At 68.6% G+C, this 25802-nt stretch carries 20 protein-coding genes; 1 reads left to right on the top strand and 19 read right to left on the bottom strand.

The genetic code is table 11. The annotated features are described in order from the left end of the window. Window position 1 precedes the first annotated feature (1 nt). The 9 genes from ffh to ACFTWF_RS00195 form a co-directional block, all read right to left on the bottom strand. On the bottom strand, window positions 2–1588 hold the full coding sequence (ffh, locus tag ACFTWF_RS00235) for a signal recognition particle protein (protein ID WP_378459315.1): 1587 nt from the start codon (window positions 1586–1588) through the stop codon (window positions 2–4). Between the two features lie 76 nt (window positions 1589–1664). Beyond that, entirely contained in the window at window positions 1665–4217 is a 2553-nt protein-coding gene (locus ACFTWF_RS00230) for a [protein-PII] uridylyltransferase (RefSeq protein WP_378459314.1), read from the bottom strand. Beyond that, window positions 4207–4545, bottom strand: a complete 339-nt coding sequence (locus ACFTWF_RS00225; protein ID WP_005240467.1) for a P-II family nitrogen regulator — start codon at window positions 4543–4545, stop codon at window positions 4207–4209. The genes ACFTWF_RS00230 and ACFTWF_RS00225 overlap by 11 nt, the downstream gene beginning before the upstream one ends. A 4-nt stretch (window positions 4546–4549) precedes the next feature. Continuing rightward, window positions 4550–5917 (bottom strand): ammonium transporter, encoded by a 1368-nt coding sequence (locus tag ACFTWF_RS00220; protein ID WP_378459313.1) that lies wholly within the window; start codon window positions 5915–5917, stop codon window positions 4550–4552. A 210-nt stretch (window positions 5918–6127) separates the two neighbouring features. Next, on the bottom strand, window positions 6128–7537 hold the full coding sequence (gene ftsY / locus ACFTWF_RS00215) for a signal recognition particle-docking protein FtsY (RefSeq protein WP_378459312.1): 1410 nt from the start codon (window positions 7535–7537) through the stop codon (window positions 6128–6130). A gap of 66 nt (window positions 7538–7603) precedes the next feature. Then, window positions 7604–11209, bottom strand: a complete 3606-nt coding sequence (gene smc / locus ACFTWF_RS00210; RefSeq protein ID WP_378459311.1) for a chromosome segregation protein SMC — start codon at window positions 11207–11209, stop codon at window positions 7604–7606. A 22-nt stretch (window positions 11210–11231) separates the two neighbouring features. Further along, window positions 11232–11501: an acylphosphatase gene (locus tag ACFTWF_RS00205; RefSeq protein ID WP_378459310.1), complete on the bottom strand. Its 270-nt coding sequence runs from the start codon at window positions 11499–11501 to the stop codon at window positions 11232–11234. 5 nt (window positions 11502–11506) lie between these two features. Next, on the bottom strand, window positions 11507–12436 hold the full coding sequence (locus ACFTWF_RS00200) for a hypothetical protein (protein WP_378459766.1): 930 nt from the start codon (window positions 12434–12436) through the stop codon (window positions 11507–11509). Next, the gene (locus tag ACFTWF_RS00195) at window positions 12436–12876 is read right to left on the bottom strand and encodes an OsmC family protein (protein WP_378459309.1); all 441 of its coding nucleotides are present in this window, start codon (window positions 12874–12876) and stop codon (window positions 12436–12438) included. Before ACFTWF_RS00195 ends, ACFTWF_RS00200 begins: the two co-directional genes overlap by 1 nt. 153 nt (window positions 12877–13029) lie before the next feature. Here ACFTWF_RS00195 and ACFTWF_RS00190 point away from each other — a divergent pair, with 153 nt between their 5' ends. After that, a complete protein-coding gene (locus tag ACFTWF_RS00190) occupies window positions 13030–13728 on the top strand; it encodes a pyridoxamine 5'-phosphate oxidase family protein (RefSeq protein ID WP_378459308.1) in 699 nt (232 codons plus the stop codon). Here the strand turns inward: ACFTWF_RS00190 and mutM are convergent. The 10 genes from mutM to ACFTWF_RS00140 form a co-directional block, all read right to left on the bottom strand. Further along, on the bottom strand, window positions 13670–14548 hold the full coding sequence (mutM, locus tag ACFTWF_RS00185; RefSeq protein WP_378459307.1) for a bifunctional DNA-formamidopyrimidine glycosylase/DNA-(apurinic or apyrimidinic site) lyase: 879 nt from the start codon (window positions 14546–14548) through the stop codon (window positions 13670–13672). The two genes, ACFTWF_RS00190 and mutM, sit on opposite strands and share 59 nt — an antisense overlap. After that, window positions 14541–15299 (bottom strand): ribonuclease III, encoded by a 759-nt coding sequence (gene rnc, locus ACFTWF_RS00180; protein ID WP_185729170.1) that lies wholly within the window; start codon window positions 15297–15299, stop codon window positions 14541–14543. The genes mutM and rnc overlap by 8 nt, the downstream gene beginning before the upstream one ends. A 19-nt stretch (window positions 15300–15318) precedes the next feature. Further along, window positions 15319–15501 carry a 50S ribosomal protein L32 gene (rpmF, locus tag ACFTWF_RS00175; protein WP_005240446.1) on the bottom strand — a complete coding sequence of 61 codons (183 nt, stop codon included), beginning with the start codon at window positions 15499–15501 and terminating at the stop codon, window positions 15319–15321. A gap of 2 nt (window positions 15502–15503) precedes the next feature. Then, the gene (locus ACFTWF_RS00170; RefSeq protein WP_378459306.1) at window positions 15504–16115 is read right to left on the bottom strand and encodes a YceD family protein; all 612 of its coding nucleotides are present in this window, start codon (window positions 16113–16115) and stop codon (window positions 15504–15506) included. Between the two features lie 107 nt (window positions 16116–16222). Beyond that, complete coding sequence (locus ACFTWF_RS00165; RefSeq protein ID WP_378459765.1) at window positions 16223–16996, bottom strand: DivIVA domain-containing protein; 774 nt, start codon at window positions 16994–16996, stop codon at window positions 16223–16225. A gap of 107 nt (window positions 16997–17103) precedes the next feature. Beyond that, on the bottom strand, window positions 17104–17598 hold the full coding sequence (gene coaD, locus ACFTWF_RS00160) for a pantetheine-phosphate adenylyltransferase (protein ID WP_378459305.1): 495 nt from the start codon (window positions 17596–17598) through the stop codon (window positions 17104–17106). Beyond that, window positions 17595–18161 carry a 16S rRNA (guanine(966)-N(2))-methyltransferase RsmD gene (rsmD, locus tag ACFTWF_RS00155; RefSeq protein ID WP_378459304.1) on the bottom strand — a complete coding sequence of 189 codons (567 nt, stop codon included), beginning with the start codon at window positions 18159–18161 and terminating at the stop codon, window positions 17595–17597. Before rsmD ends, coaD begins: the two co-directional genes overlap by 4 nt. Continuing rightward, the gene (locus ACFTWF_RS00150) at window positions 18158–21562 is read right to left on the bottom strand and encodes a pyruvate carboxylase (protein WP_378459303.1); all 3405 of its coding nucleotides are present in this window, start codon (window positions 21560–21562) and stop codon (window positions 18158–18160) included. The genes rsmD and ACFTWF_RS00150 overlap by 4 nt, the downstream gene beginning before the upstream one ends. A gap of 155 nt (window positions 21563–21717) precedes the next feature. Further along, a complete protein-coding gene (gene recG / locus ACFTWF_RS00145; protein ID WP_378459302.1) occupies window positions 21718–23976 on the bottom strand; it encodes an ATP-dependent DNA helicase RecG in 2259 nt (752 codons plus the stop codon). Window positions 23977–23984: 8 nt separating this feature from the next. Beyond that, window positions 23985–25670, bottom strand: a complete 1686-nt coding sequence (locus ACFTWF_RS00140) for a DAK2 domain-containing protein (RefSeq protein WP_378459764.1) — start codon at window positions 25668–25670, stop codon at window positions 23985–23987. Window positions 25671–25802: the final 132 nt, after the last annotated feature.

Raw genomic sequence — 25802 nt, 5'->3', positions numbered from 1 at the left:
GCTAGTTCTTCGGCCGCTTGAACTGGGACAGGTCGATGCCCTCGAGTCCGGGCGGCAACTCGTCGAGGCCCTTCGGCATGTTCGACAGGTCCGGCATCCCCGCGGGGAGACCTCCCGGGGGCATGCCCGGGAACCCACCCGGCAGACCGCCGGGGAAGCCGCCGCGCACCTTCGGCGGGGTCGGCCCCTTGCCGCCCTTCTTGCCCTTCTTGCCCTTCTTGCTGCGCTGCGGCTTGCGCGAACCCGGCATGCCCATCCGCCCGGCCATCGCCGCCATCATCTTGCGGGCCTCGAAGAATCGGTCCACGAGCTGGTTGACGTCGGACACCTTGACACCCGAACCGTTGGCGATCCGCAGCCTGCGGGACGCGTTGATGATCTTGGGGTCGTCCCGCTCGGCGGGGGTCATACCGCGGATGATGGCCTGCACCCGGTCGAGTTGCTTCTCGTCGACGTTCGCGAGAGCGTCCTTCATCTGCCCCGCACCGGGGAGCATGCCCAGGAGGTTGCCGATGGGGCCCATCTTGCGCACGGCCATCATCTGCTCGAGGAAGTCCTCGAGCGTCAGCTGGCCGGAGCCGATCTTCTGGGCGGTGGCCTCGGCCTGCTTCTGGTCGAAGACCTGCTCGGCCTGCTCGATGAGGCTCAGGACGTCGCCCATGCCGAGGATGCGGCTGGCCATGCGGTCGGGGTGGAAGATGTCGAAGTCTTCGAGCTTCTCACCCGTGGACGCGAACAGGATCGGCTGGCCGGTGACCTCGCGGACGCTGAGTGCGGCACCACCGCGGGCGTCGCCGTCGAGCTTCGTGAGCACGACACCGGTGAATCCGACACCCTCACGGAACGCCTCGGCGGTGCTGACCGCGTCCTGACCGATCATCGCGTCGAGCACGAAGATCGTCTCGTCCGGATTCACGGCGTCGCGGATACCCGCCGCCTGCGCCATCAGGTCGGCGTCGATACCGAGGCGACCCGCGGTGTCGACGATGACCACGTCGAACTGCTTGGTACGCGCTTCCTCGACACCCGCCCGGGCCACCTCGACCGGGTCGGCCGCGGTGATGCCCAGCTCGTTGTCGCCGCCACCGATGGACGTGCCGGGGTGCGGCGCGAAGACCGTGGCGCCCGCCCGCTCGCCGACGATCTGCAGCTGGGTGACGGCGCCGGGGCGCTGAAGGTCGCAGGCCACGAGCAGCGGGGTGTGCCCCTGGTCGCGCAGCCACTTGGCGAGCTTGCCGGCGAGGGTCGTCTTACCGGAACCCTGGAGACCGGCGAGCATGATGACCGTCGGCGGTGTCTTCGCGAACACCAGCCGGCGGGTCTCGCCGCCGAGGATGCCGACGAGTTCCTCGTTGACGATCTTGACGACCTGCTGCGCCGGGTTGAGGGCCGCCGAGACCTCGACGCCCTTGGCGCGTTCCTTGATCTTGGCGATGAACGAGCGGACGACGGGCAGCGCGACGTCTGCCTCGAGCAGGGCCAACCGGATCTCACGGCAGGTGGCATCGATGTCGGCTCCGGAAAGGCGACCCTTGCCACGCAGATCCTTGAGGGCTCCGGTCAACCTGTCGGAAAGGGATTCGAACACCGAGTGCGCTCCTGAAGTCATGCGAGTGTGCGGTGGATATTCTCGGGCACCAGACTAGCCGCTCACGCGCGCTCGTTCATTCTCCCCCGCTGCCCTCCTGCTTCTTCGGCTTCGCGAGGGGAACGACACCGAGGATCGCACTCTCGACCTCTTCCCGGCTCGCCCGGGTGTCCCCTCCCCCGAGATCGAGGCAGAACGAGTCGATCACCGACGAACCGAGGGTGGTCACCCGCGCCCACCGGACGTCGGCTCCGCACGTGTCGAACGCGTCGGCCAGCCTCGACAGCAGCCCCAGCCGGTCCTCGGCCCTGAGCTCGAGAATGATCTCCCCGGGGGAGTTCGTGTCGAACCAGATGACCCGCGGCGGCGCCTGCGCGTACTGGACCGGAACCGCGGCCTCGCCCCGCTCCTCCACGGCCGCCACCCGCTGGCTCTCCCGGGTCTCGTCCTCCTTGGCGGTGAGCATCTCCAGCAGGTCCAGCTCGCCCGCGAGGGCACGGATCAGTTCCTGCCGCAGCAGTCCCGCCTGCGGCGGCGCCCCGAACCGCGGGGATACGACGAACGAGTTGACCGCCGACCCCTCGGCGCTGCCCAGCGACGCGGAGAAGACCCGCAGGGAGTGCAGTGCGAGCACGCCCGCCGCCTTCGACAGCAGGCCCCGCTGGTCGGGTGCGATGACCGTGACCACGAAGTTGTGGGGACTGTCGGCGGGGACGAGTGCGACATGCACACCGCCCGTCGCCGCCAGTGCGACGTGTTCCGGGTCGAGTGGATCGGGAGCGGGAAGAACCTCCCCGGCCATGACCAGCCGGCAGCGACGGACGAGTTCCCCGATCAGCGACGACTTCCAGTCGCCCCACACACCGGGACCCGTCGCGAGAGAATCCGCCTCCGCCAGCGCGTGCAGCAACTCCAGCAGCACGCCGTCACCGCCGAGCGTCTCTACGACTTTCTTCACCGTCTCGGGATCGTCGAGGTCACGGCGCGTCGCGGTGTGCGGCAGCAGCAGGTGGTGGCGGACGATCGCGGTGAGGAGCACCACGTCCGACGGCCACAATCCGAGCCGCCTGCCGATCTGCGTGGCCAGTTCGGCGCCGACCACGCTGTGGTCGCCGCCGCGTCCTTTGCCGATGTCGTGCAGCAACGCGCCCAGCATCAGCAGGTCCGGGCGGGCCACACGGGTGGTGAACTCGCTGGCGCGGGCGGCGGTCTCGACCAGATGGCGATCGACCGTCCACGTGTGCACCGCGTCCCGGGGCGGCAGATCCCGGACGGCGCCCCACTCGGGGAGAAGCCGGCCCCATAATCCGGTGCGATCGAGAGCCTCGATCGCCGCGACGGCCCGGCTGCCCGATCCGAGCATCACCAGCAGGTCGTTGAGCGCCTCTTTCGGCCACGGCTCCCGCAGTTCGGGGGCGTTGTCGGCCAGGCGATTCAGGGTGGACGCCGACATCGGCATCCCCGTGGTCGCCGACGCCGACGCCACCCGCAACACCAGGCCGGGATCCTTGGCCGGCCGCGCGTCGCGGGCCAGCACCACTTCACCGGCGTGCTCGACGACGCCCTCGTCGAGGGGCCGCCGAACCGGGGGCCGGCGCAACCGGGCGAGACCGCGCCGCGGCAGGGCATGACCCGCCGTCCGCACTCCGACGTCGACGGAGTAGCTGATGGTGCGCGCGGCCTCGCTGAGCATGCGTGCGAGGTCGAACCGATCCCCGATCCGCAGTGCGGCGCCGATCTCGTCGGCGTCCTGCGCGCGCAGCTGATCGCGCGAGCGGCCGGCCACCCGGTGCAGTTCGGTGCGGACGTCGAGGAGCCGGCGATGCGCGAGGGCCAGTCCCCCACCCGGAGAATCCGGGCCGAGTCCGGGCATGCCGTCGGTGAGCTGCGCGATGGACAGCGCGTTCAGCAGCTGTACGTCCCGCAGTCCACCGCGACCGCTCTTCAGGTCGGGCTCGGCGCGGTGGGCGATCTCGCCGCTGCGTTCCCACCGCGACTTCGTCTGGTCGACGAGCCCGTCGAAGCGGTTGCGGATGTCGGTGCGCCACTGCCGGCGAACCCCGCTGATGAGGAGATTGGTGAGCTCGACGTCGCCGACGATGTGACGTGCCTCGAGCATGCCCAGGGCGGCGGTGATATCGGTGTCCGCCACCTGGAGCGCCTGCGGGATGGTCCGGACGCTGTGATCGAGCTTGATGTGCGCGTCCCACAACGGATACCAGAGTTGGTCGGCGACCTGGGCGACGACCGCCGGGTCCATGTCGTCGTGGAGCAGGAGGAGGTCGAGATCCGAGTACGGCAGTAGCTCGCGGCGACCGAGCCCGCCGACCGCGACGAGCGCGAACCCGCTGTCCGGCTTGATCCCGAGCTCGGCTCCCTTTGTGGTCAACCAGAACTCGTGCAGATCGACGAGCGCGTGCCGGAGCGCCGCGGCGTCGAGCCGCCGTCCGTGACCTGCGGGATTCCTTGCGCCGGGCCCGGTCTCGGGACCTCCGGCGAGCAGTTGTCTGCGTGCGCGGGCCAGGTCCGCCGCTTCGTTCGATCCGCCTGACGCAACCGGCCCTGGTTCCCTCGCCTTGGCGAGGGAACCAGGGCCGGTCTTACCGGACCCGTTGGGGTCAGAGTGCATCCGCGCCGCGTTCCCCGGTACGTACCCGGATGACCGACTCGACCGGCGACACCCACACCTTGCCGTCACCGATCTTGCCGGTGCGCGCCGCCTCGACGATCACCTCGACGACCTTGTCGACAGCGGCGTCGTCCACGACGACCTCGACCCGGACCTTCGGCACGAAATCGACCGAGTACTCCGCACCCCGGTAGACCTCGGTGTGGCCCTTCTGCCGGCCGTACCCCTGAACCTCGCTGACAGTCATTCCGAGAACGCCCGCCTGCTCGAGTCCCGTCTTCACGTCCTCCAGAGTGAACGGCTTGACAATTGCTGTGATCAGCTTCATTTCCTCATCCCTCCTTGCCGGATACACGAGCGGGTGCCGAGGTTCCGCCGAGAGCGGCGAAATCGTAGGCGGTCTCTGCGTGTTCCGACTCGTCCACTCCAAGTGATTCACCCTCGTCGCTGAGCCGCAGACCGATCGTGAACTTCACGATCACTGCGACGACGGCTGTACCGACGAGCGAGTAAAGCAGTACTGCTCCGGCGCCCACTGCCTGACGCCAGAGTTGGTCGAGGCCTCCACCATAGAACAGACCCACCACACCCGCGGGCGCCTCCGACGTTGCGACCAGGCCGACCATCAGGGTTCCGACGATGCCGCCGACCAGGTGGACACCGACGACGTCGAGCGAGTCGTCGAATCCGAAGCGGAACTTCAGACCGACGGCGAGGGCGCAGAGTGCGCCGGCCACGACGCCGATCGCGAGGGCGCCGACGACGTTCACCGAGGAGCAGGAAGGCGTGATGGCAACCAGGCCGGCCACGATTCCGGACGCCGCGCCGAGCGTGGTGGCGTGGCCGTCGCGAATGCGCTCGACCAGCAGCCAGGCGAGCATGGCCGCGCACGTACCGATGACCGTCGTGATGAACGTTGCTCCGGCGATGCCGTTGGAACCGACCGCGGAACCGGCGTTGAATCCGAACCAGCCGAACCAGAGGAGTCCGGCGCCGAGCATCACGAACGTCAGGTTGTGCGGGCGGAAGGGAGTTCCCGGCCATCCCCGGCGCTTACCGAGGATGATGCAGAGGACGAGACCGGCGGCGCCGGCGTTGATGTGGACGGCGGTACCACCCGCGAAGTCCACCGCGGCGAGCTTGTTGGCGATCCACCCGCCCGTCTCGGAGGTGACGCCGTCGAAGGCGAAGACCCAGTGCGCCACGGGGAAGTACACGATCGTCGCCCAGAGACCGGCGAACAGCAGCCACGAACCGAAGCGCAGGCGATCCGCGACGGCACCCGAGATCAGGGCAACCGTGATGATCGCGAACATGGCCTGGAAGGCAACGAACACCGTCGCGGGGATCGTGCCGACGAGCGGGATCGCAGCATCGGCGACGACGGAGCCGGCGTCGTTGGTCTCGGCGAGGTAGGAACCGCCGAACAGGCCCTTCAGTCCGAAGTACTGGAACGGATCACCGATGAAGTTCCCTTTGTCCTCCCCGAATGCCATGGAGTAGCCGTAGAGCACCCAGAGGATGCCGACGACACCCATCGCGCTGATGCTCATCATGACCATGTTGAGCACGCTCTTGGCCCGCACCATGCCGCCGTAGAAGAACGCAAGACCCGGAGTCATGAGCAACACGAGCGCGGCGCTGGTCAGCATCCACGCTGTGTCCCCGGTGTCCGGTGCACCGATAGTGGGGAAATCCACCTTGAGCCTCCTCCTTCTCTGCCCAGCCGGTTGCGGCTGACGACCTGAGAAGAAGATTGCTCAGTTGGTGTTTCGGCTGTGCCACTGGACTGTTTCGCGCTCGTGAACGCATCGGCCTATTTTGTTGCGTCCACGTTTCGCCAGGCGATTTGCAGTCGGTTTCGGACGTCCGGAGCCGTCCGAGACCCCGAGACGGCCGCCGATCCGCCGCTACCCGAGCAGCGCGTCGACGAAGGCGCCCGGCTCGAACGGTGCCAGATCGTCGGCGCCCTCGCCGAGACCGACGAGCTTCACCGGAACACCGAGTTCGTGCTGGACCTGGAACACGATGCCACCCTTGGCGGTGCCGTCGAGCTTGGTGAGCACCACCCCGGTGATGTCGACGACCTCGGCGAACACCCGGGCCTGGGCGAGGCCGTTCTGCCCGATGGTCGCGTCGAGGACGAGGAGGACGTCGTCGACCGACGCCTTCTTCTCGATGACCCGCTTGACCTTGCCGAGCTCGTCCATCAGTCCTGTCTTGGTGTGCAGCCGGCCTGCGGTGTCGATCAGCACGACGTCGACGCCGTTGTCGATGCCCTTGGACACGGCGTCGAACGCGACGGCCGCCGGATCGGCCGCCTCTTTGCCCCGGACCACTTCCGCGCCCACCCGCTCGGCCCACGTCTGCAACTGGTCCGCCGCGGCCGCGCGGAACGTGTCGGCGGCGCCCAGCAGGACGCGCCTGCCGTCGGCGACGAGGACGCGGGCGAGCTTGCCGGTGGTCGTTGTCTTGCCGGTGCCGTTTACGCCGACGACCAGCAGGACAGCCGGGTGGTCGTCGTGCGGGAGTGCACGGATCGAGCGGTCGAGTTCCGGCCGGAGTTCGGCGACGAGGACCTCGCGCAGCAGCGCTCGGGCATCGGCCTCGGTGCGGACGCTGCGCGACGCCATCTGCTCACGCAGCGACGTGACGATCTTCGTGGTGGTCGCCGAGCCGAGGTCGGCGATGAGGAGGGTGTCCTCCACCTCTTCCCAGGAGTCTTCGTCGAGGTCGCCGCCGCCGAGCAGTCCGAGCAGACTCTTGCCCACCGCGGACTGGGACCGGGACAGCCGTCCGCGCAGACGGTCGAGCCTGCCCTCGGTGGGAGCGATGACGTCGAGCGCCGGCTTGGCGGGGGCCGGTTCCGGCTCGGGCGCGACCTCCGGTTCCGGTTCGACCTCGGGCGCGACGACCGGTTCGTAAGTGACCGGCTCCGGCGGCGCCGACGGCTTCTCCGGTGCTTTTTCCGGCGCGGGCGCCGTCTCCGCCGCCGGGGGCGTCACGACCTCGGGTTCCGGTGTGACAGCGGGTTCCGGCAGCACGGGTTCCGGCAGCACGGGTTCCGGCAGCACGGGTTCCGGAAGTACCGGCTCCCGCGGCGGGGCCGTTGCCGTCGCCCCCTGGCTGAAGTTGAACCCGCCGTCCGCCTTGTAACTGCCCGAACGGTCCTTTTCCGCCGTGGTGACCTGTGGTGTGTCCGGCGCCTTCAGCGAGATCTGGCGACGGCGATACAGCAGGGATCCGACGACGAGAACGACGAGAAGTACGGCGAGTGCGGCCGCGATGGCAATCCAGGCTCCGGTAGTCACGCCGCCCATTGTTTCAGGCCGCGGAATTCGGCGCGCACTGCCTTCCCCCGCACACGGTCCCGGCCGGGACCGGGATCAGGCGTCCGCCGCCGCCATGTCCTGGCCACGGAGCCGCTGCGAGATGACGGTGGTGATGCCGTCGCCCCGCATGCTCACGCCGTACAGCGCGTCGGCGACCTCCATCGTCGGCTTCTGGTGCGTGATGACGATCAGCTGCGACTTCTCCCGCAACTGCTCGAACAACCCGATGAGACGGCGCAGATTGGTGTCGTCCAGCGCGGCCTCCACCTCGTCCATCACGTAGAAGGGGGACGGCCTGGCCCGGAAGATCGCCACGAGCATCGCCACCGCCGTCAGCGACTTCTCGCCACCGGAGAGCAGCGACAGGCGCTTGACCTTCTTGCCCGGCGGGCGGGCCTCCACCTCGATGCCGGTCGTCAGCATGTCCGACGGCTCGGTGAGCACGAGCCTGCCCTCGCCTCCGGGAAACAGCTTCGCGAAGACCTGTACGAATTCGCGTTCGACGTCCGCGTACGCCTCGGTGAACACCTGCAGGATGCGGGCGTCGACGTCGGCCACCACCCCGAGCAGATCCTTGCGGGCGGTCTTCACGTCCTCGAGTTGCGTCGACAGGAAGTTGTAGCGTTCCTCGAGCGCGGCGAACTCCTCGAGCGCCAGGGGGTTGACCTTGCCCAGCGTCGCCAGGTCCTTCTCGGCGCGTTTGGCGCGACGTTCCTGGGTGGTGCGGTCGTACGGAATCGGCGCCGGCACGGTGACCTGTTCGCCGCGCTCCTTCGCCTGCTCGTACTCCTCCATCTCCAGCGCGGACGGCGGCAGGGCGACGTCCGGACCGTATTCGGCGATCAGATCGTCCAGTCCGATCCCGTGCTGTTCGAGGATCGCCTCCTCCAGTTGTTCGATCCGCAGCGCGGCCTGAGCGCGGGCGACCTCGTCGCGGTGCACGGCGTCGGTCAGCGACGCCAGCTGTCCGGTCAGCTGACGCACCTTCTCTTTCACCTGTTCGAGTTGCGCGGTCCGCTCGGTGCGGGCCCGCGCGAGTTCGTCGCGGTGCGCCATCGCGGAATCGACGACCTCGCCGAGGTGCTCGGCGACCCGCTGCCCGGATTCGGCGACCGCCGCGGCGACGGCCGCAGCGTTCTGGCGGGCCTTCATCGCACGTTCCGCGCGAGCGCGGGCGTCCCGTTCCACCTGTGCGGCGCGGCGCAGGGAGTCGGCCTTGCCGCGCACCGACTCGGCCCGCTCCTCGGCCGTGCGCACGGACAGCCGGGCCTCCACTTCGACGGCCCGCACCTCCGCCAGCGCCGCGGCAGCCATCTCGCGATCGATGCTCGTCGAGTCGGAACCACCCGTCTCGGCGCCGTCGGGCGATCCGTCCTGTTCCGCAATGCGAAGCCGTTCCTCGAGTTCGGCCAGTGCGGTCAGTGTGTCCTCGCGACCGCTCTCGGCCTTGTCCCGCTGCGCGATGAGCCGATCGGACTCGGCGTGCGCGGCCCGCGCCGCCTGTCCGAGACGGCCGAGGCGTTCGTAGATCGCGGACATCGCGGCGTCGGACTCGTTGAGCGCGGCCAGTGCCTGCTCGGCGCTCTCCTGGCGATCGGCCTGCTCCGCGACCGCACCGGACAGTGCCGCCGACAGTTCCTCCGACCGCCGTTCGGCGCGGGCCAGATCCTGCACCGAGTTGTCGATGGCGGCCTGGACCTCGAGGGTGCTCGGTTGACGGTCCGAGCCGCCGCTCATCCAGCCGGCACCGAGCAGATCGCCGTCGCGGGTGACGGCGCGCACGTCGGGCCTGCGCCGGACGTGCGCGACGGCGTCGTCGAGGGAGTCGACCACGACCACGCCGCCGAGGAGCGCGGCAAGTCCGGTGCGCAATTCGTCGGGGCAGTCGATGACGTCGACGGCCCACCGGGCGCCGGAATCGAGGTGCCCACCGCTCGGTGGGGCCTGATCGGTTCCGATGACGAGGGACGCGCGCCCGTTGTCGGTCTCCTTCAGTGCGCCGACCGCGGTGCGTGCGGCGTCGAGAGATTCGGCGACGACGGCGTCCGCGGCGGGACCCATGGCGGCCGCGACGGCGCCCTCGTAGCCCTTCTCGACCGTGATGAGTCCACCGATCGACCCCCGAATACCGTGCGAGCTGCGGTTTTCGACGAGCCACCCGGCGCCGTCCTTGCGTTCGAGACCCATCGACAGGGCATCGATCCGGGCGCGTAGCGACGCCACTTCCTGCCCGGCGGCGCGCTCCTCGCCCTGGAGTTCCGTGACGCGTTCGGTGATGAGGCGCAATGCCTCGACGGCCCGCTCGTGGTGGGAGTCGAGTCCCAGTTCACCCGCGTCGAGGTCGCCGATCTCGTCCTGGACGACCTCGAACTCGGACTGCGCCGCGTCGCCGCGGCGGCGGGCCTCGTCGATCGCGACGGTCAGCCGGGAGACCTCGGCATCGACGGAATCGGCGCGGGTGCGCAGCGTGTCGACCTGCCCGGACAGCCGGGCCAGGCCCTCGCGACGGTCGGCGATCGCCCGGACCGCCGCCATGTGAGCCCGTTCCGCCTCGGCGGCGGTCTCCTCCCCCAGTGCCAGCTGCTCCTTGGCCGCGTCGAGCGCCGCGCGGGCCATCTCGACGGCTTCGACGAGTTCGAGTTCCTCCGCAGCGATCCGATCGGCGCGGGCCTCCATCTCGTCGGGGTCCTGTCCACGATTGGCGGACGGCTCCGAATCGAGGTGGCGGGCTCTCTCCCGGGCGATGCGGATGGTCGCGTTGACGCGCTCCGCGAGCGCCGACAGCTGGAACCATGTCTGCGCGGCCGCTTCCGCCCCGGGGGTGAGCCGCGACAGTTCCTGCTCATGCCGCCCGAGCTCGAGATTGGCGTCGTCGAGTGCCTCGGTGACCTGGTCGTGCTGCTCCCGTGCCACCTTCTCGTCCTGGGCCTGGTCGGCCAGTTCCTCGCGCCGCGTCACCAGGTCGTCCGCGGCCAGCCGCAGCTTCGCGTCGCGGAGGTCGGCCTGCACGGTCTGCGCGCGGCGCGCCACCTCGGCCTGACGACCGAGGGGTTTGAGCTGCCGTCGCAACTCCGCGGTGAGGTCGTTCAGCCGCGCCAGATTGGCCTGCATCGCGTCGAGTTTGCGGACCGCTTTTTCCTTGCGTTTGCGGTGCTTGAGAACGCCGGCCGCTTCTTCGATGAACGCGCGCCGGTCTTCCGGGCGGGATTCGAGGATCGCGGCGAGGCGGCCCTGACCGACGATGACGTGCATCTCCCGGCCGATACCGGAGTCGCTGAGCAGTTCCTGCACGTCCATCAGCCGGCAGGAGCTGCCGTTGATCTCGTATTCGCCGGCACCGTCGCGGAACATGCGCCGGGTGATCGACACCTCGGAGTAGTCGATCGGCAGGGCGCCGTCGGAATTGTCGATGGTCAGCGTGACCTCGGCGCGTCCGAGAGGGGCCCGCCCGGCGGTGCCCGCGAAGATGACGTCTTCCATCTTGCCGCCGCGCAGGGCCTTCGCCCCCTGCTCGCCCATGACCCAGGTGAGCGCGTCGACCACGTTGGACTTGCCCGACCCGTTGGGCCCCACGACACACGTGATCCCCGGTTCGAACCGCAGAGTCGTTGCGGACGCAAAGGATTTGAATCCCTTCAGCGTCAGACTCTTCAGATGCATGACGGAGAACTTTACCTGCGGTTCACCGTTCGACGAACCCGACGAGGTCGCCGCGCGCGGAATCCCACTGCTCCACGACGAGATCCACCGCGCCCGGCGTGTCGCCGGAACGGAGCAGCGTCAACAGCGCATCCAGCTTGTCGCGCGGTCCCTCAGCGATCACGAGCACGCGTCCGTCCTTCTGGTTGGCCGCGTATCCGACGAGGCCGAGCTCCAGCGCGCGGGCACGGGTCCACCACCGGAATCCCACACCCTGCACGTATCCGTGCACCCACGCGGTCATTCTCTCCATGTCCGTCACGACCGTTCGAGCTTGTAGATCTTCCCGGTGAAGCTGGTGGCGTACAGCGCGGCCGGATCCCAGCCCGGTCCGGCGCCGAACCGCACCGAAGACACGAGGGGCAGCCCCGACGCCAGGGCGCAACTCTCCCCGGTGGCGGGATCGACCCGCACCACCTTGCCGCCGCCGTTGTAGGCGACGTACACGATGCCGTCCGGTCCGACGGTGAGGTCGTCGGCCGCGTTGAGGGGCCCGGAGCCAGGCAACTCGACCGACACGACCGGGCCGCCGAGGTCGTCCTCTCGCAGGATCCGCAACGTGGTGGTCGTGTCGAACGTCGTCACCGTGTAGACGTTGCCGTCGTGGACCGCGAGACCGTCGACGGTTCCGAGATCGGTGCGCACCACCTCGGGTGTGTGGGGATCCGCCGCGGGGACGCGTGTCAGTCCCGCCCCGGAGCCCAGGTTGCGGGCCGTGAGGATATCGCCGTTGCTCAGCCGGACCAGCCCGTTGGGCATGACGAGACCCTCCGCCACCGTCTCGGACTCGCCCGTGTCGAGGTTCACGACGTCGACCGTGCCGTTCGCCGACCCGGTGACGCCCGCCGCGAACGAGTTCCCGGTGGCGAAGTACGCGTCGGTACCGTCCACGGCGATCCCGCCCGGCGCCTCCACCTCGGGCACGACCGGAGTGACCGTGCCGTCGGGGTGGACCCCGTCGAGGGCTCCACCGCCCACCAGTCCGGTTCGCGAGACCAGCATGGTTCCCGAGCCGTCGAAGGCCAGGTTCTCGAGAACGCCCGCCCCGGACGCCACCTCGGACACCGACCACGGGGTGCACGCCCCACCCGGAGGCGAGAACGCCGGCCCGGCCGCGGCCGGCGCGACCACGAGCAGACCCGCGCAGAGCGCCACTCCGCCCGCGAGCGCCGCCAGTTCTCGCCGCATCATGCTTCTTTCTCGACGGTCAACGTCACCGTCGTTCCCGCCTTCAGCGTCCGCCCGACCGTGCAGACCTTGTCGACCGACCGCTCGACGAGCGCCACCAGGCGCTCCTGGGCGTCGGCGTCGAGTTCGCTGAGGTCCAGCTCCATCACCTCGTCCAACTGCGGATACACCTCGTTCTCGCGGTCGGCGGCGCCGGACACCCGGATGGTGGCGTCGTAGTCGTCTCCCAGGCGGCGCGACAGCGGGAAGTCCGAGCTCATTCCACTGCACGCGGCGAGAGCGATCTTCAGAAGTTCCCCGGGGGTGAACACGCCTTCCACGCCCTCGGAGCCGATCAGGACCTCGGCGCCGCGCGAGCTGCGACCGGTGTAGCGCCGCGTGCCCGTCCGCTCGACCCACAGAGTGGTGGGCGCTGCCGTGTCGGAAGTCTGTTCTGCCATGCGGTCAATCCTGCCACCGGCCGGCGCAACGCCAGGTAGGCGGGTGGGGGCACCGGTTTCGCCGCACTTGTGAACGCAGATTCTCGGCAGAGAAAACCGTTGGGCCGTAGGGTGAACCGACCAATGACGCCGAGACGTAGCGGGGAAATACAGATGGGCCAGATCGGTAGTGCGGGAGAGCGCCGGCTTCAATCCGAGCACGGCACCGAGGATCGTGCCGCCAGATTCTACTCGGATCAGGTCCTGGACCATCTCAATCCGACGATGATCGAGTTCGTCGGACGACAGGAGATCGCGTTCATCGCCACCGCCGACGCATCCGGCGAATGCGACAACAGCCTGCGTGCCGGGACGCCCGGGTTCATGCACGTCATCGATCCGAAAACCCTCACGTACCCGGAGTACCGCGGCAACGGAGTCATGGCGAGCCTCGGCAACATCTCGGAGAACCCGCACGTCGGCATCATTCTCGTGGACTTCGTCCAGGATCTGATCGGTCTGCACGTCAACGGCTCGGCCCGGATCGTCGAGGACGCCGTTCTCCGGTCCGAGATCGCCGATCTGCCCGCGGATCACACGAACGGCCGGATCCCGGAACGCTGGGTGGTCGTGGAGGTCGAGGAGGCGTACATCCACTGCCGCAAGCACATTCCGAGAATGGCGCCGGTTCCGCGGCACCGGGAGTGGGGCACCGACGACGTGAAGCGCAAGGGCGGCGACTACTTCGATGCCAAGGCGACACCGCGGCACGACACCGACGGTGACACGTCCGAGGAGAGCGTGACCGCCGAACTCACGCAGGTGATTTCGCCGGGCTTCTCCGCGGCGCCGGCTGGCACCTGGGGCAACTGAACGACGAGCGATTCATGAACTTCTCCCGGCGGATCGCGGTGCCGCACCGTGGGCACGGACGGTCTTCCTGACCGTAGGCGGACAGCGAACGGTCGAAATACCCCGACTCGCCGTTGACGTTCACGTACAACGCATCGAAGGACGTGCCGCCCTGGGTCAGCGCCTCGCGCATGACATCCTGAGCGGCGGTGAGCAGTTCGCGGATCTTGGGACCGCTCAGCCGGTCGGTGAGCCGGTTTCCGTGGACCTGTGCACGCCACAGAGCCTCGTCCGCGTAGATGTTTCCGATGCCGGACACCACGGTCTGGTCCAGCAGCGCGCGCTTGATCTCGGTGTGCTTGCCGCGCATGACCTTCACGGTGGCCGCGAGGTCGAAACGCGGGTCGAGTGGGTCGCGGGCGATGTGCGCGACCGAATCCGGAACGAGCGAACCGTCGACCTCGACGAGCGGCGCGAGCGCCCACCCCCCGAACGTCCGCTGGTCGACGAACCGGAGGTCGAGACCCGAATCGAGCCGTGCCCGGATGCGCAGATGCTTCTCGGTCGGCAATTCCGGTGGCTGGACCAGCATTTGACCGCTCATACCGAGATGCACCACGAGGGCGACCGTGCTGGGTTCGAGGACCAGCCACAGATACTTGCCCCGACGGTCTGCGCTCGCGATGCGTTCGCCGGTGAGCTGCCCGGTGAGATCGGCCGCTCCGGGGAGGTGCCGCCGGATCGCCCGGGGGTGGAGAATGTCGACCGAATCGATCGACGCCCCCACGATGTGGCGTTCGAGTCCGCGCCGGACCACCTCGACTTCGGGTAGTTCAGGCACTGACGTCGTCGGCGGCTACGTCGGGACCGGCGTCGGACAACGCGTTCCACGCCGTGCTCGCGGCCTTCTGCTCGGCCTCTTTCTTGGAGCGGCCGATGCCGACGCCGAGGGGTTTGCCGCCCACGATCACCGTGGCCGTGAACTCCTTGTCGTGGTCCGGTCCGGTCGCGGTGATCTCGTACGCCGGAACACCGACGCCACGCTCCGCGGTCAGCTCCTGCAGACTCGTCTTCCAGTCGAGGCCCGCGCCGAGGCGGGGGGCCCGCTGGAGGAGATCGCTGAACAGGTCGAGCACGACGCGTCGCGCCGTCTCGATACCGTGCTCGAGGTGGATGGCGCCGAGAATCGACTCCATGCCGTCTGCGAGGATGCTCGGCTTGTCGCGGCCACCGGTCATCTCCTCGCCCTTGCCGAGCAGGAGATGGGCTCCGAGTCCGCCCTCGCCGAGGCTGCGGGCCACCTCCGCGAGCGCGTGCATGTTCACGATGCTCGCCCGGATCTTCGCGAGGTCGCCCTCGGACTTGTCGGGGTGCGCGAGATAGAGCTTCTCCGTGACGGTGACTCCGAGGACGGAGTCACCGAGAAACTCGAGACGCTCGTTGGTGGGCAGACCACCGTTCTCGTACGCGTACGAGCGGTGCGTCAACGCCAGGGTGAGCAGCGAAGGCTCGATTTCTACGCCGAGGGCGGCGAGGAGGGACGCATGATCCTCCTCGCCGCCGGCGGGTGTAGTACTGATGTCGCTCGTCACAACGCCTCTCCGTGGAGAACTAGACGGCGGCAGTGACCTGGCGGCCCTTGTATGTGCCGCACGACGGGCACGCGACGTGGGGCAGCGTCTTCTCGCCGCAGCCACGGTTGGGGCAGGTGACGAGGGTAGGCACAGTGGTCTTCCACTGGCTGCGACGCGACCTCGTGTTGGACCGCGACATTCTGCGCTTGGGGACAGCCACTTCTACTTCTCCTCGGCTTCGTTGTTCACAAGATTCTTGCTGGGTTCCGAATCCACGCCAAATTTGGCTGCAAGACCAGCCCAGCGAGGATCAAGTATGTCATGCCCATGGCCAGATTCGGCAATCGCCAGGCGAACGCCACATTCTGGGCACAATCCTTGGCAGTCGTCACTGCAGAGCGGCTGCAATGGCAGTGCAAGGCCGACGGCGTCGATCACGACGGGCTCGAGGTCGATCTCGTCGTCGACGACGTGATAGACCTCACCCTCCTCCGTGGTCTCTTCCGTCGTGCTGTCCGGGTACGCGAACAGCTCCGTGAGAGTGAGGTCCACCGTGCCGGAGAACGGCTCGAGACATCTCGAGCACTCCCCGGCGGTGTCGGCTCGCAGCGAACCGGTGACCAGGACCCCCTCGGACACGGCCTCCAGTCGGAGATCGAGATCGATCTCCGACCCTTCCTCGATGGCGATCAGGTCGAGACCGATGCGCTGTGGCGCCGTCACCACCCGTTCCACGGTGCGCATCGAACCGGGACGACGGCCGAGTTTGACCGTGTCCAGCACGAAGTCCGCGTCCCGACGGGAACGCGATGAGCTGTGGCGATGGGATGACAACAAACTTCACTTTCGAGAAAAGGGAAACGACAAAGGGCAACCACTCCACGATACGCAATCTGCGCGGTGGAGCCAAATTCGATCGCGTGCGCCGTCCGGTGGGACGCTTAGCGGCGACGCTCGGCCCGGCGGTCGTCGACGTCGTAGTCGGACGCGTAGTCGGGCACACCCGAACCCGTCCGCAACTGCTGACGTCCGCGGCCCACGGACCTGATGGTGCCGTTCAGGAAATCCTCGAACTCCGCGAGCTTCGTATCGACGTAGAGGTCGCAGTCCGAGCGGAGACGATCCGACTCGGCGTGCGCCGAGTCGATCACGCGAGCCGATTCCGCGTGCGCCGCCTGCACGACCTCCGTCTGGGACACGAGCCGCTCCTGCTCCGCGGTGCCCTCCGCAACCGACCTCTCGTAGGACGCCTTACCGGACTCGATCATCCGATCCGCCTCCGACCGGGCCCGGCCGGTGAGCGAGTCGTATTCGCGCTGGCCCTCCGCGACGGAGGATTCGGCCTCGGCGCGCGCGTCGGTGACCAGCTGCTCGGCGTGGGCGCGAGCCTCGGCGACCATCCGGTCCGCCTGCGCCTTGGCGTCCGCCAAAATACGATCGGCGTCGTCGCGGGCGTTTTCGATGGTGGAATTCGCCTCGGCGTCGGCACTGGAGATGGTCTTCTCCGCGTTGGACCGCGCCTCCCCCACCAGCTTGTCCTTGTGGTCCAGGACATCCTGGGCGTCGTCGAGTTCACCGGGGATCGCGTCGCGGACGTCGTCGAGCAGTTCGAGGACGTCGCCGCGGGGAACCACGCAGCCGGCGGTCATCGGTACGCCGCGCGCCTCTTCGACAATCGCGACAAGTTCGTCGAGCGCCTCGAATACCCGGTACACAAGCAACCCCAATCGTCATGACCCTCAGTAGGTCGGCGCAGCCGTCTCCGTGCAAGTCTGCCCGACCGGACGCCGAGGGTGCGTCGTGGCAGCCGGTGTGTCGGGTATCAGCTGCTCTCGGCGGCGCGCTCGGCGATCCGTGCGAGGAGCCGCGCGTGGACCTTCTCCGGCAGCATGTCGGAGACGTCGCCGCCGAACGTGGCCACTTCCTTCACGAGCGAACTCGACAGGTAGCTGTACGTGGGGTTGGTCGGGATGAACAGGGTGTCGACACCACTGAGCTTCTGGTTCATCTGCGCCATCTGCAGTTCGTAGTCGAAGTCGTTGGCACCGCGAAGGCCCTTGACGATCGCCGTGATCCCTTGCTGCTTGGCGTAATCCACCAGCAGGCCGTGCCACGAGGACACCCGGACGTTGGGCAGCTCGCTTGTGGAGTCTTCGAGCATCTCGATGCGCTCGTCGACGGTGAACAGGCCACGCTTGTTCTTGTTGACCATAACCGTGACGATGACTTCGTCGAACTGCGCAGCAGCTCTGCCGATCACGTCAAGGTGGCCGTTGGTCACAGGGTCGAAGGATCCGGGGCAGACAGCGCCAGTCATGAGTCCAGACCGTAGCAGGTCGCCAATTCGATTCTCGCCTCGCCGTACTTCTTCGCCTTGACGGGCGCGAAGCCGTCGGGCCAGGCGGTCTCGGGCGATCTCGAGGACCGCTCCAGCACCACGATCGAGCCGTCGCCGACCCAGCCGTTGGACCGTAGATGGCCGAGGACCGTCTGCACCGCCTCGTCGCCGACGGCGTACGGCGGATCCGCCATCACCAGGTCGTACAGGCGGTCGGCGGCGCCCGCCAGCACCGCCGCGACCGGAGCGCCGCGCACTTCGGCGCCGGGCAGACCGACCGCCGTGACATTGTGCTTGATGATCCCGGCGGCTTTGGAATCGGACTCGACGAGCACGACCCGGTCCGCGCCGCGGGACAGCGCCTCCAGGCCGAGCGCCCCCGACCCCGCGTAGAGGTCGAGGACGGATGCGCCGTCGAGGTCCATCCTGGCGTGCAACGCACTGAACAACGCCTCGCGGACCCGGTCCGAGGTGGGCCGGGTCCCGCTCGGCGGAACTCGCAGGCGTCGACCGCCCGCGAGTCCCGCGATGATCCGAGTCACTCGCTCGCGGACTCCCCCGTCGCCACGACGGCGAGGAGGTCGCCGCCTTCCACCTGCTGGACCGACCCGATCGCCAGTCGCGAGACGGTGCCACCGCGAGGTGCGGTGATGGCCGCTTCCATCTTCATGGCCTCGATGGTGGCGATCGTGTCGCCGGCGGCGACGTGTTGACCCTCGGTGACGGCGAGGGTGACCACCCCGGCGAACGGTGCCGGCACGTGGCCGGGGTTGTTCTTGTCAGCCTTCTCCGCGGCGGGAATCTCACTGGAGATCGACCGGTCACGCACCGACACCGGGCGCAGCTGCCCGTTGAGGATGGCCATGACGGTGCGGTATCCACGCTCGTCGGGTTCGGAGATGGCCTCCAGCCCGATGAGCAGCTCGACACCCTGCGCGAGGCGGACCCGGTGCTCGTCGCCGCGGCGCAGTCCGTAGAAGAACTGGTTCGCCGACAGCTGCGAGGTGTCGCCGTACTTTTCCCGGTGCTCGAGGAATTCCTTCGTCGGGCCGGGGAACAGCAGCCGGTTCAGCGTCGCGCGACGTTCCGCGGACGTGCCCGCGAGGGCCTTCTCGTCCTCCGCGGACAGCGGCACCTCGGGCTTGGCGTCGCCACGGCCTTCGAGCGCCCGGGTGCGGAACGGTTCCGGCCAGCCACCGGGCGGGGTGCCCAGTTCGCCGCGCAGGAATCCGACCACCGAGTCGGGGAGGTCGAACTTCGCGGGGTTCTCCTTGAACTCCTCGGTGGAGGCACCGGAGCCGACGAGGTGCAGGGCGAGGTCGCCGACCACCTTGGACGACGGGGTGACCTTCACGAGACGGCCGAGCATCCGGTCGGCGGCCGCGTACTTGGCCTCGACCTCCTCGAACTTGTCGCCGAGCCCGAGGGCCACGGCCTGCGTGCGGAGGTTCGACAGCTGACCGCCCGGGATCTCGTGGGTGTACACGCGCCCGGTCGGAGCGGGCAGCCCGGACTCGAACGGCTTGTACACCTTGCGCAGCGCCTCCCAGTACGGCTCGAGGTCGCACACGGCCTGCAGGTCCAGGCCGGTGTCGTGCTCGGAGTGCGCGGCCGCGGCCACGATCGCCGACAATGCCGGCTGGCTGGTGGTGCCTGCCATCGCCGCCGAGGCGCCGTCGACTGCGTCCGCGCCGGCCTGCCACGCGGCCAGGTATGTCGCGAGCTGACCACCGGGGGTGTCGTGGGTGTGCACGTGCACGGGCAGGTCGAAGTTCTTGCGCAGCGCCGTCACCAGGGTGGTGGCGGCCGGGGCGCGGAGCAGTCCGGCCATGTCCTTGATCGCGATGATGTGCGCACCGGCCTCGACGATCTCCTCCGCCAGGCGCAGGTAGTAGTCGAGGGTGTACAGCTTCTCGTTCGGGTTCGAGAGGTCGCCGGTGTAGGACAGGGCGACCTCGGCGACCGAGGTGCCGGTCTCGCGGACGGCGTCGATGGCCGGCCGCATCTGGTCGACGTTGTTGAGGGCGTCGAAGATGCGGAAGATGTCGATGCCGCTGTTGGTGGCCTCCTCGACGAATGCCCGCGTCACCTTCTCCGGGTACGGGGTGTACCCGACGGTGTTCCGTCCGCGCAGCAGCATCTGCAGGCAGATGTTGGGCACGGCCTCACGCAGCGCCGACAGCCGGTACCACGGGTCCTCGTGCAGGAACCGCAGCGCCACGTCGTAGGTGGCACCGCCCCACGCCTCGATCGAGAGCAGTTCCGGGGTCAGCCGTGCCACGTGCCCGGCGACGTCGAGCAGACCGCTGGTGCGCACACGGGTAGCGAGCAGCGACTGGTGTGCGTCGCGGAACGTGGTCTCGGTGACGGCAAGAGCCTTCTGCTCACGCAGTGCCTTGGCGAATCCCTCGGGGCCGAGGGCGAGAAGCTTCTGGCGGCTGCCGTCCGGCGGCGTGGTGGACAGGTCGATCTGGGGCAGCTTGTCGCGCGGGTACACCGCCGACGGCCGCTCGCCGTGCGGCTTGTTGACCGTCACGTCGGCGAGGTAGGACAGGATCTTGGTGCCACGGTCGGCGGAGCTGCGCAGCGTGAGCAGTTCGGGGCGCTCCTCGATGAACGAGGTGGTGACCCGTCCCGCCTTGAAATCGGGGTCGTCGAGCACGGCCTGCAGGAACGGGATGTTCGTCGACACGCCGCGGATGCGGAACTCGGTGACCGCGCGGCGGGCCCGGGCGACGGCGGTTTCGAGGTCGCGGCCGCGGCAGGTGAGCTTGACGAGCATCGAGTCGAAGTACGCGCCGACCTCGGCGCCGAGGGTGGCACCGCCGTCCAGACGGATGCCGGCGCCGCCCGGGGTGCGGTACGCGGTGATCCGGCCGGTGTCCGGACGGAAACCGTTGGCCGGGTCCTCGGTGGTGATGCGGCACTGCAACGCCGCCCCGCGCAGGGTGATCTTGTCCTGGCTCAGGCCCAGATCGGCGAGGGTCTCCCCCGACGCGATCCGCAGCTGCGACTGCACCAGGTCGACGTCGGTGACCTCTTCGGTGACGGTGTGCTCGACCTGGATGCGCGGGTTCATCTCGATGAACACGTGGTTGCCGCGGGTGTCGAGGAGGAACTCGACGGTGCCCGCGCAGGCGTAGTTGATCTCCTTCGCGAACGCGACGGCGTCGGCGCAGATCTTCGCCCGCAGCTCTTCCGGCAGGTTCGGCGCCGGCGCCATCTCGATCACCTTCTGGTGACGGCGCTGCAGCGAGCAGTCCCGCTCGAACAGGTGGATGACGTTGCCCTGACCGTCGGCCAGGATCTGCACCTCGATGTGCCGCGGGTCGACGACGGCCTGCTCGAGGAACACCGTCGGGTCACCGAACGCCGACTCTGCCTCGCGGGCGGCGGCCTCGATCGACTCCTTGAGCTGCGCCCGCTCGGCGACCCGGCGCATGCCGCGGCCACCGCCGCCGGCGACGGCCTTCACGAAGAGCGGGAACTGCATGGTCTCGGCCGCGGCCAGCAACTCGTCCACATCGGCGGACGGCTCCGACGACGCCAGCACCGGCAGACCGGCCGCCTTCGCCGCGGCGATCGCGCGCGCCTTGTTTCCGGTCAGCTCGAGCACCTCGGCGGAGGGACCGACGAACGTGATGCCCGCCTCGGCGCACGCGGCGGCGAGATCCGGGTTCTCGGAAAGGAAGCCGTAGCCGGGGTAGATGGCGTCGGCGCCTGCCTGCTTGGCCGCGGAGACGATCTCGTCGACGGAGAGGTACGCCCGAACCGGGTGGCCCTCCTCGCCGATCTGATAACTCTCATCAGCCTTCAGACGGTGGATCGAGTTCCGATCCTCGTACGGGAACACCGCAACCGTTCCAGCACCTAGTTCGTAGGCGGCACGGAAAGCGCGGATCGCAATTTCGCCACGGTTGGCGACCAGGACTTTGGAGAACATTGGAGCAAACTACCCCGCCGAAGACAGCCGTGGAGAACAGGCATCCCACAATGCAAGATTCTCCACAAACTTCACAAAGACCCCCCTGACGTGTGCAAATTCTGCAACAGACCCGAAACAGACGTGTGAAGATTTACGTGAAGCGAAGTAAGTTCTCACGTTTTCTCCAGGTATTCGATGCGGTCGGCGTCGAGCGCCGACGTCACCATCGCCGACAGCCCTGGATGGTTGTCGAGTCGCGGGTCCTCCGCGATCACGGACCGCGCGAACTCGGACGCCGCGGCGATGACCTCCTCGTGGCCGAGCAGCGACAACAGCCGCAGCGTGGACGTCGTGCCCGACTGCGCCGCACCGAGGATGTCGCCCTCGCGGCGGGTGGCGAGGTCGAGTTGCGCGAGCTCGAACCCGTCGTTGGTCGACGCCACGTTCGACAGTCGCTCGTAGGCGGGACCGCCCGGATTCATCTCCGTGACGAGAATGCACAGGCCCTGATGTTTGCCCCGGCCGACGCGTCCGCGCAGCTGGTGCAGCTGACTCACACCGAACCGGTCCGCGTCGACGATCACCATGACCGTCGCGTTGGGGACGTCGACACCGACCTCCACGACCGTGGTGCACACGAGGACGTCGATGTCGCCGGCGGTGAAGTCGCGCATCACCGCGTCCTTCTCATCGGAGGGCAGCCGGCCGTGCAGCAGTCCCACCCGCAGGTCCGGCATGATGTCGCCGCTCAGCTCCTCGAACACGTCGACGGCCGATTTCGTGTCGGGCGCTTTCTCGTCGAACGCGTCCTCGCCGTCGCCCTTCTGGCCGTCGCCGATGCGCGAGCAGACGACGTACGCCTGCCGCCCCTCGGCGACGTCCTCCCGGATCCGTTCCCACGCCCGCGTGACCCACTGCGGCTTCTGGGACGCAGGTACCACACTGCTCTTGATCGGCGACCGCCCCTTCGGCAGCTGGCGCAGCGTCGACACCTCGAGATCGCCGAGCACGGTCATCGCGATCGTGCGGGGAATCGGCGTCGCCGTCATCACCAGCAGGTGCGGGCTCAGCCCCTCCCGTGCCCGCGACCGCAACCGGTCCCGCTGCTCGACACCGAACCGGTGCTGCTCGTCGACCACCACCATCCCGAGGTTGAAGAATTCGACGTTGTCCTGGATGAGGGCGTGGGTGCCGATGACGATCCCGGCGTCGCCGGTGACCGCCTCGTTCATGGCCGTTCGTTTGGCGGCGACGCCCATCGATCCCGTCAGCAACGCCACCCGTGTCGCCTTCTCGTGCGCCCCCAGCTCGCCCGCGGTCGCGAGGGAGCCGAGCATCGCCCGCAACGACCGCGCGTGCTGCGTCGCGAGCACCTCGGTGGGAGCGAGCAGTGCGCACTGATAGCCGGCGTCGACCACTTGAAGCATCGCGCGCAGCGCCACGATCGTCTTGCCCGACCCCACCTCGCCCTGCAGCAGCCTGCTCATCGGGTGCGGTTGCGCGAGGTCGGCGGAGATCTCGTCGGCCACGGCGTGCTGCCCGTCGGTCAGCTGGAACGGCAGCATGCTCTCGAACACGTCGGCGATCCCGCCGGGCACCGGCGGGCACTCCGGCGCCAGCCTTTCCGCATTGTCGTGGCGGCGGCGCGCGAGAACCAGCTGGAGCGCCGTCGCCTCGTCGAACCGCAGACGGTCGTGGGCGTTCTCGACGTCCTCGCGGGTGTCGGGCAGGTGGACCGATCGGAGGGCTTCGTCGAGACCGATCAGGTCGCGTTCGGCGCGGATGTTCTCGGGCAGCGGGTCGTCGACGTGATCGAGCTGGTCCAGGATCTGCCGGACGCATTTCATGATCGTCCAGCTCTCGACGTCCCGGGTGGCCGGATAGAGCGGGATCAAGGCACGGTCGAACACGGACATGTCGACCCCCGCACCGGCTTCCTGCGACGCCCGGGCGATGCCGGCGAGGTCGCCGGCCCCGCGGATCCTGCCGACGTTCACGACGGGATCCTCACTGCCCGCATGTGGTTCGGGGAGGATGAGGTAGCTCGGGTGGGTCAGGCTCCACTTCTGACGGAAGTACTTGACCGTTCCCGAGAACATCGCACGCACCCCCGGCTTGATCACGTGCTTGACCTTCTGCGGGCTGAAGAACGTGACGTCCACGTTCTGGGTGTCGGTCGCGAGGACCACCTTGAGCATGCTGCCCGGGCGGTTCTTCATCTTCACGACGGCCGCCGACGTGACCCGGGCGATGATCGTGATGTGCTCGCCCTCCGGCGGGTCCTTCTCCGCGAGCTCGCGGCCCTGCGAGGCGTAGCGGTGCGGGTAGTGCCGCAGCAGGTCTTCGACCGTGCGGATGTCGAACGCCGCCTCCAGTGCGTCGGCGGTCTTCTTCCCCAGCAGATGATCGAGCCGGTCGGACAATGTGGCCATCGAATTCCTCATTCCACCCCGAGTTGCAACAGATCTCCCGGCTGTCCACCCTGGTAGATCATCACCTCGACGCCGGGGTGCCGCTGCGAGATGTGATCGGCCAGATGCGTGTCGAGCCCTTCCGGTGCCTCCGACCCCATCAGGAGGGTCACCAATTCTCCACCGGCACCGAGGACGAGGTCGACGAGTCGACGTCCGGCCGCGACCGCGTCGGGTTCGATCACGATCACCTCGTGCCCCATCAGTCCGATGCCGTCACCGGGTTCGCAGGTGCCCACGTAGGTGAGGGCGCGTTCCCGGGCGATCCGCAACGACCCCCAGCGGGTGGCGGCGGCCGCCTCCGACATGGCGAACGCATCGTCGACGGCTTCGCGCTCGGGATCGTGCACCGCGAGCGACGCGAGCCCTTGCACCATCGCGGACGTCGCGAGGAGGAGGACCTCGTGGCGGGCGTCCCGCGCGGCCGCGCTGACCGCGACCAGTTCCTGGGCCGTCAGCGCGCCGTTGGGGAGGACGAGCACCTCTGTGCGCCCCATCTGCCGGATGATGCCGAGGAGCTGAGCCCGGGTGACGGGGGCGTCGTCGCAGCGGAGGACGGTCGCGCCCTCACTGGCGAACAGTTCGGCCGCGCCGTCTCCGGCCACGACGGCGACGATTCCGCGTTCGCCCTGATCCGGCCTCGTCCGGACCTGCGGCACGAGCAAGCCTTGGTCGCGGGCGTCCACGAGGAAGCTGCTGACCCGGATGCCGTGGATTCGTCCCGCCGCGAGTCCGGCCTCCACGGCCGCGCCGGCGTCCGTGCAGTGCACGTGTACCGACCAGCCGCCGTCGCCGTCGCCGACGATCACGATCGAGTCCCCGAGGTCGTGCAGTGTCGTGCGCAGGTCCGCCATGCGGGACTCGTCCGATTCGGACACCAGGTACATCACCTCGAAGTCCTGAGCCGAGCCGTCGTCGCAGTCGGGTCCGGGTCCCGGATGCAGGTGCGCTGCCTGCGACGCGGCAACGACGACGGGTTCGGGGCGGCGCGCGGACGGTGTCCGTCGCGGAACGTGGAGTGCGATCGGTGGGCGATCCGGCGGCGCACCCGTCACCGCCATGACGAGAGCGTCGAGAATCACCACGAGTCCGAGTCCGCCCGCGTCCACCACCCCGGCGGTGCCCAGCGCCTCGAGCTGTGACGGCGTCCTGGTCAGAGCCGCGGCCGCGGCATCGGCGGCGGCGCGCGCGGTGTCCGCGATCGGCGTCTCGTCGGAAAACTCCGCGGCGGCATCGGCCGCACAGCGCAACACGGTGACGATGGTCCCCTCCACGAGGTAACTCACCGCGTCCGTCACCAGGTTGGTGGCCATCAGCAGTCCCGTCCGGACAGTCCGGGTGTCGACGGCCGGGGTGACCGCTGCTTCCGCGACGCCTCGCAGCACCTGGGACAGGATCACCCCGGAGTTGCCCCGCGCTCCGGCGACGGCGCCCCTGGCGAGTGCGATCGCCACCTGCCGGACATCCTTCGTGCCGCCGTCGGTCCCCGCGTACTCGTCGACCGCACCCAGCGCCGCGCGCATCGTGAACAGAAGATTCGTGCCGGTGTCGGCGTCGGGGATCGGAAACACGTTGAGGCTGTTGATCTCCTCGCACCGCTTTTCCAGTCCCGCAACGGCGGTCCGCGCCCACAACTCGAGGACTCGACCGTCCATCGGGAGCTCAGGGGCCACTGTCGTCCTCTCCGGCCGCAGGTATGGGAAGGTGCCGCCAGACTAGTCGGGGGACGATGACGGGGCCTGCGGTCCGAGCCGTTCCGGACCGGGTTTGGCCAATTCGCACTCGAG

Source organism: Rhodococcus sp. NPDC056960, from assembly GCF_042674125.1.
Taxonomy (GTDB): Bacteria; Actinomycetota; Actinomycetes; order Mycobacteriales; family Mycobacteriaceae; genus Rhodococcus_F.
Note: the sequence above shows the minus strand (reverse complement) of the source record. Positions and strands in the feature narration are given on the sequence as shown.